Origin of the sequence: Paraglaciecola sp. MB-3u-78, from assembly GCF_002835935.1 — a bacterium.
In the GTDB taxonomy this organism is placed as follows: Bacteria; Pseudomonadota; Gammaproteobacteria; order Enterobacterales; family Alteromonadaceae; genus Paraglaciecola.
The window spans coordinates 259,111-274,492 of the sequence record NZ_PJCF01000002.1 but is presented as its reverse complement, the minus strand read 5'-3'; the positions used below and the strand labels follow the sequence as shown (position 1 = coordinate 274,492).

11 protein-coding genes are annotated in these 15,382 nt (G+C 41.0%); 5 read left to right on the top strand and 6 right to left on the bottom strand.

Translation table 11 applies throughout. The annotated features are described in order from the left end of the window. Positions 1 to 39 precede the first annotated feature (39 nt). Entirely contained in the window at positions 40 to 1,473 is a 1,434-nt protein-coding gene (locus CXF95_RS02990; RefSeq protein ID WP_101197322.1) for a hypothetical protein, read from the bottom strand. A 273-nt stretch (positions 1,474 to 1,746) separates the two neighbouring features. On the opposite strand from CXF95_RS02990, the gene CXF95_RS02985 reads away from it, so the two are divergent. Continuing rightward, the gene (locus CXF95_RS02985; RefSeq protein WP_101197321.1) at positions 1,747 to 2,787 is read left to right on the top strand and encodes a mechanosensitive ion channel domain-containing protein; all 1,041 of its coding nucleotides are present in this window, start codon (positions 1,747 to 1,749) and stop codon (positions 2,785 to 2,787) included. Positions 2,788 to 3,023: 236 nt separating this feature from the next. Then, complete coding sequence (locus CXF95_RS02980) at positions 3,024 to 5,141, top strand: GGDEF and EAL domain-containing protein (protein WP_101197453.1); 2,118 nt, start codon at positions 3,024 to 3,026, stop codon at positions 5,139 to 5,141. A 462-nt stretch (positions 5,142 to 5,603) separates the two neighbouring features. Here CXF95_RS02980 and CXF95_RS02970 read toward each other — a convergent pair whose 3' ends face one another. From CXF95_RS02970 to CXF95_RS02960, 3 genes are all read right to left on the bottom strand, one after another. After that, positions 5,604 to 6,110, bottom strand: coding sequence for a LuxR C-terminal-related transcriptional regulator (locus tag CXF95_RS02970; RefSeq protein WP_101197319.1), 507 nt, complete (start codon positions 6,108 to 6,110; stop codon positions 5,604 to 5,606). 57 nt (positions 6,111 to 6,167) lie between these two features. Continuing rightward, positions 6,168 to 7,946, bottom strand: a complete 1,779-nt coding sequence (locus CXF95_RS02965) for a DUF5666 domain-containing protein (protein WP_101197318.1) — start codon at positions 7,944 to 7,946, stop codon at positions 6,168 to 6,170. 249 nt (positions 7,947 to 8,195) lie between these two features. Next, positions 8,196 to 9,527 (bottom strand): MFS transporter, encoded by a 1,332-nt coding sequence (locus CXF95_RS02960; RefSeq protein ID WP_101197452.1) that lies wholly within the window; start codon positions 9,525 to 9,527, stop codon positions 8,196 to 8,198. A gap of 896 nt (positions 9,528 to 10,423) precedes the next feature. Between CXF95_RS02960 and CXF95_RS02950 the strand changes: the two genes are divergently transcribed. Next, a complete protein-coding gene (locus CXF95_RS02950; protein WP_101197317.1) occupies positions 10,424 to 10,843 on the top strand; it encodes a hypothetical protein in 420 nt (139 codons plus the stop codon). Between the two features lie 374 nt (positions 10,844 to 11,217). Here CXF95_RS02950 and CXF95_RS02940 read toward each other — a convergent pair whose 3' ends face one another. Continuing rightward, complete coding sequence (locus CXF95_RS02940; RefSeq protein ID WP_101197316.1) at positions 11,218 to 12,456, bottom strand: trans-acting enoyl reductase family protein; 1,239 nt, start codon at positions 12,454 to 12,456, stop codon at positions 11,218 to 11,220. Between the two features lie 126 nt (positions 12,457 to 12,582). Between CXF95_RS02940 and CXF95_RS02935 the strand changes: the two genes are divergently transcribed. Together CXF95_RS02935 and CXF95_RS02925 are read left to right on the top strand one after the other, a co-directional pair. Next, positions 12,583 to 13,695: a DUF2855 family protein gene (locus CXF95_RS02935; RefSeq protein WP_101197315.1), complete on the top strand. Its 1,113-nt coding sequence runs from the start codon at positions 12,583 to 12,585 to the stop codon at positions 13,693 to 13,695. A 438-nt stretch (positions 13,696 to 14,133) separates the two neighbouring features. After that, positions 14,134 to 14,763: a hypothetical protein gene (locus CXF95_RS02925; RefSeq protein WP_101197314.1), complete on the top strand. Its 630-nt coding sequence runs from the start codon at positions 14,134 to 14,136 to the stop codon at positions 14,761 to 14,763. A 57-nt stretch (positions 14,764 to 14,820) separates the two neighbouring features. On the opposite strand, the gene CXF95_RS02920 is transcribed toward CXF95_RS02925, so the two are convergent. Continuing rightward, a complete protein-coding gene (locus CXF95_RS02920; protein ID WP_101197313.1) occupies positions 14,821 to 15,321 on the bottom strand; it encodes a DUF2244 domain-containing protein in 501 nt (166 codons plus the stop codon). Positions 15,322 to 15,382 lie beyond the last annotated feature (61 nt).

Below are 15,382 nucleotides of genomic sequence, written 5' to 3'. Positions count from 1 at the left end.
CGCATTAAGCCAATACCAATGGCCGAGACTAGACAAGACCTAGCAGACTCTTGGCGTATGATTTTTTGCCACTAACGTCTTTAAGTTTGGCAATGCGGCCATTGTCGCTGAACGGATTTGACCAGCGTCATGCCGGACATTTTCGCTGACATCGCCCAGAGCATTCCTCATTCGCTGTGCAGGATCAAGGCGCGCGGTGTTGAGGAAATTCATGATTGCAGGGTTCTGCGACCAAAGCATTCGGTTCATCACATTGCCCAGCATGGCCTGGGGATAATCTGCAGGGGTATCTGTCATTTGTATTGGAATGGCGAGGGCGTTTTTTTCCTCATTGGTGTTGAACGTTGCCTCTATAAATCCTGCGACTGATGCGCTAAGAGAGACCAAGGGGACTTGCAGAATTGCAGGTGTTATACGGTCACCTTCCCAGATTGGCGACACTGCTGAGCGTGTTGCGGCAGTTGCGGTGCAATCAATAAATAACGAATCAGCTGGCACTTCTGCATCACCATCCACCCCATGCAAAACGCCGGGCTCAATTAAGTTTACCCGTCCGATTTTAATCACATGTTCGATTTGTCGTAGTAAATCGACTTCGCCCTGGGATATCGTCGGATAATGAAATTTGCTTGGCAGGCTACTCTGGTCAAGTCGGAACATATGCCCATGTTTTTCTAAATGCAGGAATATTTCATCGCCGTTAGAGGCTGTTGCGCCAATGCGCATTTGTTCTAACTGCCAACCCACACTGTTCTTAGCGAACTTTGAGCCGGGCTGAGTAGAAGCACGGTTGATCAACCAAGTTTCACGAGGACGCACCCAACTTATTTTTGAGGCTTCAACACCCATGTTCATAAGCCAAACGCCAACATCCATGGCGGTTTTTCCACCACCCATTATGACGTAATGCCCAGGGGCCTTCGCATCAGTGATCCATGCTTCGGGCAGTTTGCCCGGTGTGGTTAAACGCACGCCATCAGCAATTTCAAATTTGCGTTTGTGAGTGGCAGGCACAGAGGCAGTCCAGGCACTGCCATCGACCAGTTTACGGCGAATATTTACGCGGGTTTTTTTACCAGAAATACTGGATACAATGGTGTGCTCGCCGTTAGAGCCTGCTTGATACTTAGACATAGGATAGTAACTAACGCGCCCGCTTGGGATGAAACGCTCTTGCATTGCACGCTCAAAATAACCCAGTACTTGTGTTCCCGTGGCAAGTTGGTAAAAACCTTTATTGGGACCATCTGTATCGATAAGATCATCCCCAAGGCTCATGGAATTGAGCCCATAAGTTGCGCTAGGTTGATGTAGCGTCACAAATGGGTAAGCAACATTCCAGTGCCCACCGGGCTTTGCATGCTGATCGACAAAGGTGATATGTCCATCGCCATATTCGAGCAACGAATCCGCAAAGGATAAGCTAAGTGCGCCCGCGCCAACGATCAAATAATCAGTGTCAATCTCAAACATGCAGGTATTCCAATTTTAATTTGATTTAGTATAGTGAGGATAAACGCTATTTATGCCCTATACAACAGACTTAGAATCAGACAATACTCACTTTACCTTATGGGTAACTCAGAGTTATATAGTGGTTCAGTGTCTACAAAGCCCACCTCAATTTTATTGTATCCTTGGTGGTTTGTTTTTACTTTATCTTCATAAGATAATTTCCAATAATATTGGAACTATTACTCGCTAATAGATGTAGTTAATTAGCCCACACAAATAACAGAGAAAAGCATGCCTATCACTGAAAAAATCATTAACGTTGTTGACGTTTTTTTGCCTTTATTATTAACCCTAATTATAGTTGTTTTCATTTTGTGGTTGGCACATATTGTATTAATTAAGAGACAAGATGACTTAGGTAACGAAAAGTTATTTTCTAGACAGCTTAGCATGCTTGGTTTGACCATTGCTGGCGTACTAACGGTGATATTAGCTTTGCCGGTCAGTGAAAGTTCACGCAATCAGATCATCGGATTAGTTGGGCTTGTTATTTCTGGTATTTTTGCCTTCTCCTCTAGTACCATTTTTGCTAATTTATTAGCAGGCATAATGCTGCGCGTTACCAAACCGTTTCGTGCAGGAGATTTTATCCAAGTCGATGATTTTTTTGGTCGAGTGGTGGAACGAGGTTTGTTAGATACAGAAATTCAAACCGAGGTACGCGATCTGGTTGCATTACCCAATACTTTCATGATCACACGGCCTATCTCGGTGACCCGATCCTCCGGGACTATTATTTTCACTACCCTGTCACTTGGATACGATATTCATCATTCCAAAGTCGATGATTTACTTACACAAGCTGCTACTAACTGTGGTTTGACTGACGCATTTATACATATCGTTGAATTAGGAGATTTTTCGGTTGTTTACAAGGTCAGTGGAAAATTAGAAGACGTAAAAAGTTTGATCAGCTCCAGAACTCGTCTAAACAGAGAAGTATTGGATGTATTGCACGATAATCAAATTGAAATTATGTCTCCCAGTTATATGAATCAACGTCCCATGCCAGACGGCAGTAAAGTTATCCCAACAAAACAAAAGGTTAAAAAAGAACAGAATACACACGCTGTTGAAGCCATTGTTTTCGATAAAGCGGAGGAAGCTGAAAAGATAGAGACTGAAAAAGAACAAATAAAAGAGCAGGTCGCAACACTTCAACAAAAACTTACCGACGCTTCAGATGAAAAGGAAATGGTTATCAAGAAAGATATCGAAAAATTGAACCAACAACTTTCAAACATGAAGGTGCAAAAGCCAAATGAGGATTAATAGGAACTACTAGGCAAAGGTTGGTGTAGCTTAACCCAAGAGTCACTTAATGGCACATGATTAAAGAAGACTTCAAATTGTAAAAACTCAAGATTGGCTGTAGAGTTCTTATTCAACCTTTTGGGGATTAAATCGAAGGTATATCATAGGTATCCTACGAACATTAAATCTTTAAAATGTTAAGCCGCATTCTTGTATATCACTTAAGTGAATTACCTAACAGGGAAGTGTTTATTATGAAGCCAAATAAGAACACCGATATAACTGTGTTAAGTCCATTTGAAGAAAATTCCCAGCATATTGAGATGTATCTCAATGTGATTTTCAATAATACCCAAGACCCAATATTCGTAAAGGACGAGGAATGTAGGTTGCTGCTTGTCAATGACGCATTTTGTAGCCTCTTTGGGTTACCTAGGAGCCAAATAATCGGCAAAACCCTTGCCGAAAAAGTGCCGCCGAGCGAGAGGGAATATTTTTTATCTATAGATAGGAAAGTATTAGAAGACGGAAAAGAGGTTTTATGCGAAGAGACACTTACCATTGGTGATGTACAAACTAAGATCATTGTGACAAAGAAAAATCGATTTATAGATCCCAAAGGTAAGTATTTCCTGGTAGGGGTCATTCATGATATTACCCAACGCAAGCGGACTGAAGAAAAGCTAGAACTCGCTGCCAGCGTCTTTACCCACGCTGGAGAAGGGATCATGATCACCGATGCCGCGGGGATCCTTGTTGATGTAAACGAGACTTTCAGCCGCATTACTGGTTACTCTGCTGAGGAAGTGTTAGGCAAAAATCCAAAAATTCTTAAATCTGGGCGTCAATCGCCAGCGTTTTATGCAGACATGTGGGACGCGCTACTAACACAAGGCCATTGGCGAGGAGAGATATGGAATCGTCGTAAAAATGGTGAAATCTACCCCGAAATGCTTACCATTAGCGCCGTGAAGAATGCTGCTGGTCTCCTGCAACACTACGTTTCATTATGCACTGACATTACCTCCTTGAAAGAACATCAGGGGCAATTGGAACGTATTGCTCATTTCGACTTACTCACCAATCTGCCAAATCGTGTATTACTGGCAGACCGACTATCTCAAGCCATGTTGCAGTGTAGCCGCCACGAACAGTCACTTGCTGTGGTCTTTCTAGATTTAGATGGGTTTAAACAGGTGAATGATACTTATGGGCATGATGTCGGTGATGAATTGCTGATTGCTCTCTCAGTTCTTATGAAAAAGGCGTTACGTAAAGAAGATAGCTTAGCCCGTATCGGCGGTGATGAATTTGTTGCTGTATTAGCTGAGTTAACCTCAGTTGAAGATTGTGAACCAGTATTAGAGCGATTATTACAGGCTACCTCAACACCTGTTACAGTCGGTGATGTGGTATTAAATGTATCCGCTAGTATTGGTGTCACCCTTTACCCTCAAGATAATGTAGATGCAGACCAGCTTATGCGACATGCCGACCAAGCCATGTATTTGGCTAAAGAATCGGGTAAAAACCGATATCACTTATTTGATACGGCTCAAGATGACGCTGTCAAAGTGCAGCGGGAAAGCTTAGAAGCTATTCGTAGCGCATTAGATAATCACCAATTTGTGCTTTATTATCAGCCTAAGGTTAATATGCGCACAGGCACGGTGTCAGGGGTTGAGGCGCTTATTCGCTGGCAACATCCACAAAGAGGGGTGCTAAATCCAATCGAGTTTTTGCCTGTGATTGAGAATAACCCCATGAGTATTGAAATGGGTGAGTGGGTTATTGATACAGCACTGACACAAATCAGCCAATGGCAAAAGACAGGGATTAACCTCCCTATAAGCATCAGCGTAAACATTGCAGCCGTACAATTACAGCAACCGGACTTTACACAGAGGCTAAGGGCATTGCTAGCAGCTCACCCCGATGTTGAACCACATTATTTAGAGCTTGAGGTTTTGGAAACCAGTGCTTTAAATGATGTTAATCATGTCTCAACAATCATGAATGATTGTATGACGCTGGGCGTAAATTTTGCATTAGATGATTTTGGTACAGGTTATTCATCGCTGACTTACCTTAGACGATTACCCGCAAACTTAATTAAGATAGACCAGAGTTTTGTGCGCGACATGTTGATTGATGCTGATGATTTGGCCATTGTTGAAGGTGTGATTGCTTTAGCTAAGTCATTCAAACGTGACGTGATTGCTGAAGGAGTGGAAACCATTGCACATGGCACGGCCCTGTTGCAACTAGGCTGCGATTTGGCACAAGGCTATGGTATCGCAAAGCCCATGCCTGCTAGTGATATTCCAGAATGGATATCTCACTGGAAAGCTGATGATGCTTGGCAGATATGAAATATTATTGAAGCTAAGCGACTTGAGCCGTCAGACACACCGGTTGCCCATTTACAGCAGTCGGGTAAGAATAAAAGTCTATTTGGTGCAGAACAAAATTTAATAGTAAGAGGATGTATTGAGTCATGCTCAAAGACTGCTTAAAAACCCTTGATTTTAAGTTAGCATTGTTGAACAACGTCTTACTCTCTTTGAGAGCTGCATCATTTAACATTCACTTGTGTTCCGCTTTCATTTAACCAGAACAAACCTTGGTAACTCCGAGCGAGCCAAAAAAATTAGTTCAAGTTGTTGTAGCCCGATTAAAGGTACCTTCGAGTATGTTTAAGTAAATGTGAGCGTTAAATTGTATATTTAAAAGCATATTATTCATTTGCCAAACCAAATAGTTGTTCCAGTATGGCGTTTAATTTCTTATGCACTTATCGGATATTGGTAAGAACAAGGTGAACGGTAATAAAATTATTGTTGGTAATCATCATCCAAAAATTCAAAGAAAATTGCAGCTAGCTCATGCCGCCCACTTACTTGGACTTTTTTATACACAGATGAAGCCTGGTTACGTACCGTTTTTTCGGATTTTTTCATTAGCAAAGCGATTTCAGAAGTCGTTAATCCTTTTAGTAAAAAAAGAGCGATATCATTTTCTGCATCTGTGAGCTTCCAAGTAGCGAACTGAGCGTTAATTGCATCAAAAAAGCTGTGTTTACTGCTTTGTAACTGCTCACTGAGCATTTTTTGTTGGACTTGGCTCGAGTGTAATTGTCGCAGTAAATATTTAGTTTGTTCGCTTCGTGTAAAAATATCTTTCATTAGATAGATAAAAAGCCCTAACGAAATAATAACCAGTGTTAGTTCTTGTGCTAAATGGATGTAGCTAACTTCACTTTTAAAATCGATATAAATATCCACCACCTTAAAGGCGATGATGAGTATAAGGCTAAACGATATTATTTTATCTTTATTCATTTAATACTCAAAAAAAGCGAGAGTAAACCCTCGCTTGACTGTTATGCCCGTTTGCGTCTAATCGTCATTTTTATTTGATTCGATTTCAGCTTCTGTCACTCGAATGTAAGTATTTTCGACCCATACACCTTCGACTTCTACTGCGATATTAACTGAGATCGCATTCATAAAGTCAACTAGAGTGACGTTTTGACCATTTAATTCTAATTTAGCGCTTTCATCTAAGCGTATTTCATAGTTATTAAGAGTGAAGCTAGTGGCTGATAACAACTCAGATACACGACCTTCAATTTCTACATAACCCTGAGCAGTATCATCATTAGACGAATCATCTTGATCGTCTGATGAGTCATTCTGGTCATCTGATGAATCATCAGCTTCATCAGCTTTTCCCAGTTTAAGCTTTTCAATAACGAGTTGAGCATTACTATCATAATAGCCTTCTATCTCAACAAATGTACCTAATGCTAACCCAGTAAAGAAATCATCCACCTCGATAACAATACCTTGATTTAGATATAGACTGTTACTATTCAAAAGAATACTTACACCATTCACAGTGATTGACGAAGTATCAACATCGTATGCACTGATAGGCCCTTCAATTTCCCACTCATCGTTAAATTCGTCTCTGTCTTCTCGCTCAATTCGCTGTATGACATTAACTTCATCAATCTTAGCAAATACTAATTCAACAAAATCATCAACTTGTAGGTTCAGTAAACTGAAATATTGCTCATCATCATCTTCAAATCGTGTTGTCGTGCCAATCTGATACTCTACGCCGTGCACGGTAATTAATTGATTATCTAAATCAATCTGCTCAATAACACCCTTAATTTTACCATCAAAACGATATTTTTCAGAATCAAACTCTATACGCACTACCTCTTTGGTGTCGGATAATTTCAGCTCTACAAATATACCCGCTGCTAAAATATCTTCCGTACCACCTTCATATTGAACTGCATCTGTCAGTGTAAACGAAAACCCATTTACGGTAATTATTCTGCTGGTAGCATCAAAAGCAGATATCATACCTTCTAATTCATAATGAGAGATGTCATCAGAAGATGAGTCGCTATTTCCGCCAAACATCTCTAATTCAATGCTAGATGCAGTCATCGTTTGGTTGGTCAGTACACCCGCTACTTTAACTAAAGCACCATTACTCAGTTCTCCTTCAACTGATGCAGAATTGTAGTTAATGGTCAATTGATCCAGACGAAAGGTTCTATTCGTTGTATCTAACTGTTCAATTAATCCTCTGGTGTATTGTGAGTCGTCATTGCTTGTATCGGAGTCCAGTTTAATCATGGTCGCTAGGTAAGAATTGTCCTGTCCTAGATATCCATTTACTTCTACTCGCTGACCCAGAGTCAGGTTAGCTTCAGTAGTATCAATGAAATGAGTCAGGTTGTTATAGAAAACTAATGTACCTGCTATGATAATCGTCTGATTACCGCGATCTATTGCAGTAACTACTCCTTCCACTTCAGACTCGTAACTAACTGTTGAGGCTTCGGGGGATTCACTGCCATCATCACTAGAGGTGACGGTCACATGCATTCCCACTTTCAATGATGATATGTCAGAGCCACTTTTTCCGTTGATATTGATGTCAGCGGCATCTGTCTTATACTTAACTCCATCAACATAAACACTGCCAAAGCCAGTGATGACACCTGCAGATGAGACTTTGCTGGATGATGGATTTGCAACCAACTCTTGTTGGGGCAAAGTAACTACAGATTCTTCAGAACTACCTCCGCAACCTAAAAGAAGAGTTGCGGTTATTATATTCAATGAGTAAATCGCTTTTTTGCTTTGAGACATTAGTACTGCTACCTATTGGTTTATTATAATGGGCGCGAAAATACCAAATGTTAGTGTGAATTCACATAGGTCAAATGACCCATATGTATATAAGCGTATGTCTATTATTCTTTACTTAGTAGTCAGGAGGAGCCATTTAGATAGCAAATTATATTACCTTGGCGCATTAAAAGTAAAAGACCGCTACCTTCTTAAAGTTGCAGTCTTTTTTGTTTGACTAACTTGAGCGGCGCTAAAGCGATATTTGACTCAAGTAGATGCTGATTTGCTACTATTCACCATTTTCTCATTACGCGCTTCAGCCTCAGCCCAATCTTTAGGTAGCGTTTTGGCGGCCCAAAAGAAGGCAATGATGGAGATGATATAGGGAACTATTAATGACGTAATCGATAAGCGTAACGCATGCACTTCTCCATACTGTTCTGTTAACGCAGAGCTTGCTAGACCAATATAGGTTGGGCCTCCGCCAAGGGCTATCAGATTCAATATTAAAAAGAATAATGCTGTGGACATGGCTCGCATGTTAATCGGTGCCAGCGTTTGCGCTGCAGCAAAACTAGGACCTAAATAAACACCTGCCGAAATTAGATATACAGTTATCAGTGCTAAATGAAGATATATATTTTGTACCCAAAATGCGCCAATCAGAGCTGGGACGCCTACTATTAGCACCGCGCCCGGTAGCCAACCATAGGCACTGATATTTTTTTTAGCTAACTTTTCGGTGATGACAGCCCCATAGTAAGTGCCCGCGCCATAGCCAACAAGGTGAACTAGGCCAAGCATTAACATCAACCAGCGAAACTTACCATTACCGACGCCGGGGGCGTATTCAGGAAGAAAGCGCACAATATAATCGACTCCCCAGTTAGCCACGGCATAGCCTCCAAAGCTGACCCAAGCGATACCCATACACATTGCCCACCAGCTCGGGATTTTGGCTAAGGTTTTAATCGATTCTCCAATGCTAACAGGCTCTAAGACAATGTTATCACCCTCCATTTGCCCACGTTTGGGTTCACGTACTACCAGCGCAATAATCAACGCTAAAACGATCCCAGCGACGCCCAGTGAGATGAGAGTGCCTCGCCAACCAAGGGTCTCAACCAAGATACCGGCAAGGATGTAGGAAAAGGCGATACCAATTGGAATGCCTAAGGAATAGACACCAAGGGCACTTGCACGTTTCTCTTTTGGGTATAGGTCTGAAATTATAGAGTGCGATGGAGGCGAGCCGCCTGCTTCGCCAATGCCAACCCCCGTTCTGGCAATCAGCATGCTGGTAAAGCTATTAGCCATGCCTGTAAGTGCCGTAAATAAACTCCAGAAAAAGACTGAAATGCTGATGATTTTAGTACGGCTATAACGGTCAGCTAACCAAGCTATTGGTATGCCAACCGTGGTGTAGAGTAAAGCGAACCCAAAGCCTTTGAGGAGGCCTAGTTGCCAGTCTTCAAAACCAAGGTCGGCCTTGATGCTTGGAGATAAGGCGCCCATGATTTGGCGATCTATAAAACTAAATATATAGGCTAATGTGAGTAGCCATAATACAAACGTGCGGTAGTTACTTGTCTCGGCCATCTTAGGTTGGCTCATACAATATCCTTAGCTTTTATTTCGAATTATCATTATTTTTTTTGAAGCTTGACTGCGCCTTTGAGGTGCAGAAGAAGATTAAACGCTATCCCTGATCTATTCAATAGTCCTGGATAGAAGAGGTGTTGACTTGGCGAAACGGATACCGACATTCACAACAATATTATTAACCCATCACAAAATAGTGAGGATCCCAAACTGACTAATTGCAGATGCAATGCTGATAAGTATTGACTGGGTTGCCTTACAGAATGACTCTTTAACGTTACTGTTGTTTTACCATGATCAAGTTAGGTATTTTTACCAATTGTAACGGTTTATTATTTTGTACTTAATATACACATAGGATCCAACCATTATTTGATGATTTCAAATGCATATGAATGACTAAAATGAATATCTCCGGAGCTTTAATGCGATTTGCCGCCGCTGTTGCAGACGCAAATGCAACAATAAATAAACCATACAAAATTGAATACAGTGTGAGGTTAGAACATTTTCAATATAATACCAAAAAACTTCAGAACAAATGATTCAAGATGCTGATGCTGCGATGTACAAACATAAGAAAGGCAAAGTTATACAGGATTGTTTAAGGGGGGACTGGTTATGGTATGTTACCCGCAACGCATCTAAACTATCTATGTATTGATAAGCTAAGTATTGATAATTATGGTTGGATGACTTATTGGATTTTTAGTTATACAAACTGTTTTTAACGACTAAAAATGGTACTAACGAGTCATGGAAAATTTGATGCGTCAGCCCATACTTTGGGCAAAAAGTAGCCCTCACAAACTATGATAATAGGTATTCGATAATGATTGAATCAGAAATAAATAACTATAAGCCTCAAATTCTCAGTCTCAAGAGCGAACATAATGTTTGAAATTCACGGCGATTGGAAGATTGAAGTGTGTGGTAACGTTATTGTGCAGCGCTTTTCTGATGGATGGAACGAAGAAGCCATTATAGCTTATATTGAAGACTTTCAAGCTAAAGCAACTCCCCTCATAGGTAAAGAGTGGGCTATCCTTTCTATATTTGAAGACTGGGAATTAGGCGTGCCAGAAATAGCCAAACATGTTGAAGAACATTGTACTTGGTTTTTAGCTAATGGCTGTATCAAGGATTGTCATGTTTATACTACTAATGGGACTAAAGAGATGCATTTAGAGAGACTTTTGCCTCCTACTGATGAGTATTATGAACGGCAAATATTTACTCATGCTGAAATGGCAGTTGCATGGCTAGCCAGTTGCGGGTTTGTTATAGAAAACTCAAATATTATGATGCTATAGAAAAATGATGTATAGCCACTACTCATTTAGTCGCTAGTAGTTTCATTCACTTAAACAGGGGCAGCAGCGATATTGAGCATTGACTACAGTGCAGATTCAACGACCCAAGCCACCCCTGTCATAACAACTAACGCAATAGCCATGTCTGTAAGACTGCGAGCCATAGCTCTACAGTATCGAATGATAAAGCAAGAGGCACAACACCATCGCGGCTAAGTAAGTCATGAGTGGTTTTGAGGCCAACAATACCATTGCCACTGATGGGTATTGCCCCAAGTTGTTGAAGACTTGCTGGGTCGTTTTGTTAGACTAAATATTGGAGTAATCGATTGAGATGTCATCAAGGTAATGATACTCAATCGATTTTTTAATGCTTAATCGATAAGTTCAAAGGTTAAACCCGCATGACTTTCTAAGCGTGTGATTAGTTTAGAGCCGAAAATACTGGCTGGTGTCCAGAACCCACCAGGTACATTATCTTTGCTGATGTCTTGAGCTAAACATGCTGCAGATTGCCCTAACATTTTAGCGGTAGAGCCATAACCTGGATCTTGATCGCCCGTTACTTTGCAGCGAATTTCTTGGCCACTATCGGTTTTTCCATAAAAACGTAAGTCGTAAAAACCCTTTTCTTGGGCGTCTTGGCTTGGGCCTTCACCGGGTTTGGGTAACATGAATTTTTCCATTGCCCAGCGAGTCGGCGGGATCACCGCCGCCATGGCAAAGCCGCCTAGTCCCAATCCCACGCCTGCTGCGATACCACTGCCCATTAATCCTTTGCCGGTTAACATGGCTTCATTGTATTCAAAATTTTGACTGTAGCCATCTTCAACTAACGCATTACTTCTATGTACAATTCGGGTGTTAATGACCGCCATGACAAAAGGCGCTACCCAACTGTTAAAGTCGTTGTCAAACTGTGGGCTATTCATATTGTTTTGGCGCACAGTATTGCCATGATCTGGCGGGCAAATCGCATAGGGATTAGCTAACAGTTTGCGCAGGGCAGGGTTACTCGCCACCTCTTTAAATATATTGGTCATGCTGGCAACAGTGCCACCTGATGCTGCACCTTTCATTTTTTTGACCCGCATTTTGATACTGCTACAAGTCTGACCAAATTTTTGTTTGGCATGTTGCTGTAAAAAATACACCCCTAAATCAGACGGGATAGAGTCAAAACCACAACTATTAACAATACGTGCACCGCTTACTTTAGCTTGGTCTTCATAACGCTCTAACATTTTGGCTATCCATTGCACTTCACCCGTTAGATCGCAATAATCTGTGCCCAAAGCCACACAAGTTTTCACTAAAGGTTCACCATAAAGTGCATAAGGTCCAACTGTTGATATAACCACTCGGGTTGACACACACAATGAGTGTAAGCTGTCTTCATCTGCTGCATCGGCGACTACGATATCAAGTGTCTCTCCTGCTGCACCTAACGATAATTTTAATTCGTTTAATTTACTTTGTGAGCGCCCGGCAATCGCCCATTTAAGTTTACCTTCAACGGCAAACTGAGCAAGCATGTATCGCGTTAATATTTGCCCAACAAAGCTGGTGGCACCAAATATTATCATATCAAATTTAGGGGGAGTGTTTTGCATGGTTGTTTTACCTTTGAGCTAATCATCTAGGGTTATTTCACAGCATTCAAAATCGTGATGCCGTATCAAGAGCTTAAGTATTTATACTTAATCTATCAGAATAAATTCACTTTAGGGCGAAACAAAATGAGCGAAGTACATAATGTCACCGAAATTTGGATTGAAAAGTCCAATGTGGCCAATACCAAGATGGTTGAAAAAACCTTAGATAGCACACAATTAAACGCCGATGAGGTGTTGCTGAAAATCGATACCTTTGGTTTTTCAGCCAATAATGTAACCTACTCTGTTTTCGGCGACAAAATGGGCTATTGGGGCTTTTTCCCTGCTGATGACGCTTGGGGCATAGTACCTATGTGGGGGTTTGCCACTGTGCTTGAGTCAAATCATGCTGATGTAAAAGTAGGCGAAAAAGTATTTGGGTACTTGCCTATGGCAAGCCATTTAGTGATCAAAGCAGGTAAAATATCGCCTACTCACTTTTTTGATATCAGTGAAAAACGTAAAAGTATCTCACCTGTATATGATAACTATGTACGTTGTGCAACTGATCCCGGTTATCAAGTTGAGAGAGAAGCATGGCAACTAAATTACCGCCCATTGTTTATGACGTCTTTTGTACTAGATGATTATGTTGGCGAAGGCTTAGTCGCTGCTGCGCAACCTGTTAAACAAGTGATATTAACCAGTGCGTCTAGTAAAACGGCTTATGGTGCGGCGCATTTGTTGATGAAACATAAAGCCGAACGGGGATTAGACTATCAAGTGATTGGCTTAACTTCAGCTAGCAACAAAACTTTTACCCAAGACTTAGACTGTTACGATCAAGTACTCAGTTATGATGAAATTGTCCAACTTGGTCAAGATAAGACTAGTTGGGTGTTGGATTTTGCAGGCAACAAGAGTTTATTGCTGAATTTACAAAAACAGTTTGCTAATCATCTCGGCAAGTTAGTCCTAATTGGTTCGACTGATGTGGATGCGCAGCAAGATAAACCTGATGGGTACTTAGACAGTGAGTTTTTCTTTGCTCCTAGCCAAGTGAAAAAACGTACCGGCGAATGGGGTCATGCTGGTTTTGCGCAGCGCTATGCAAAAGCTTGGCAAAGTTTTGCGGTGCACATGAATAACAAAGTCACTGTGGCTGAATACTCTGGCGCCAAAGCGATTGAAGCGCTGTATCATACTGGTCTTGAGAATAAGTTAAATAACTTGGAAATTAATGTACTGAAGTTTTAAGTTAAGTAGCACTTGTAAAGCGGTCATTGCCACAGACGGCAGTGACCGCTAATACCCATTCTACAATCGGCAAAAGTAGCAGGCAGTTTTATTCACTGCGCGGAATTCTTACGCTATCAGCCACAATTTCATACACTAAACCGGGTTTCAGCATTTCTGTATCGCTTTTTAAGTCAGCCTTAAAATGGGCCGCCTGCTCTGGACTGAGCTCTTTTTATATTGAATAACTCATTGCTTTTTACTCAATAGTGACATTTTAATACCATATATCCAATAATTGGCAAATTGTTGCCTGACTAAAATTGATATTTTGGGTTTTGTGCTGGAATATATACCACTAAACCCCTTACCTAGGTGCACACAGTACCTTTACAAATATGAATCATACTGGCGTGTTAGTTGCTTGGTTATGGCTAAATAACGTAGGCAGTGATCATCATGGAAATTATTAGCAACTCTCTATCTCTGTTTAATTACATGGGTGACAGTGAAAAGTCCAATGAAGTGCTTCAAGCACTTGCAAAAAATCAAAATAAAAATGTTGGTGCTGGTCTCGATGTGCTTGAAAGTGGATTGAATAATGGAAAGTTTGAAGAAACGTTGGCACTAATGGAAAGCGGTGAAATCGATATTGATCTTAACCTTGTTGAAAACTACTACCAGTTTAATCAACAAAAACTTAACCGAGAAGTCGCACATTTGGCGAAAAACTTTGATCTTGAGTCTGAGGTAGCAGTAACACTGCAAAATGGTGCGCTGGTGGTTGCAGGGGACCCCGATAATGCTAAAGCCTTGCAGCAATATCTTGATAAAGACACTCGGCTTAGCGCGCTAGTGCAACAAACGGCTAAATTGTCTCAGTTTGTGGAGTGGGGGCAGGCAAAAGAGCAGGCCGCTGCATACCAGGCTGAAGATATGCCGGAAGAACAATTGGTTGATTTTTTAAAAGATGCCAGATTGGTAATGACCCAGAGCAATCAATTTATCATGTCCGAGATAGGCTCAACTTTTTACTCTCTGGGCCACACACAGCGGGTGATTGATAATAATTCGAAAGGGACAGAATAAGTCTGTTAAATCGTTTACTTGCAGGTTTACCTCAACTATTTAATGTCTTGATTGTTTTCATCTGGTTTTCCACCACTTATCAATATGTATATGCAGATTGGCTTTTTTAAGGTGCTCTAATGTGGCGATTCGGTCTGGCTGATTTAAGAATTGGCCTATGACTATTGTCTGATGCCCATCATCTAAGGTGATATGGGTTTGTTCGAACTCGCTTTGTGCATCAATGGTTTTTACTGACAGTTTGTCTTTACAAAATGAATGAAAACGTTTGGGGTAATACACGCCAGCCTGAAATATGACTTTGTCTGAATGAATGGTAATTATTTGTTTTTGATAAGTAGAATAGGACACGCGATACATTAAAAACGCTAATAATCCCACTTCAAAACCCGCAAAGGGCAAAATTATCCAAACACCTACTACACTCCACGCAATCGCAATAACCATTACAAATGCTGCCATAACCATAATGATAATTTTATTTTGTCGCCAATTAGCTGAGCGATTGGGTTGCAGGGTTAAAGTAACCGAGTCATGTTTGTGTTTTAGTTTAACCATTTGTTGATCTTTTCTTTGTTTCAGTTGTTATATTCTGGCAGAGTCCGCTTTTTATTTCCTA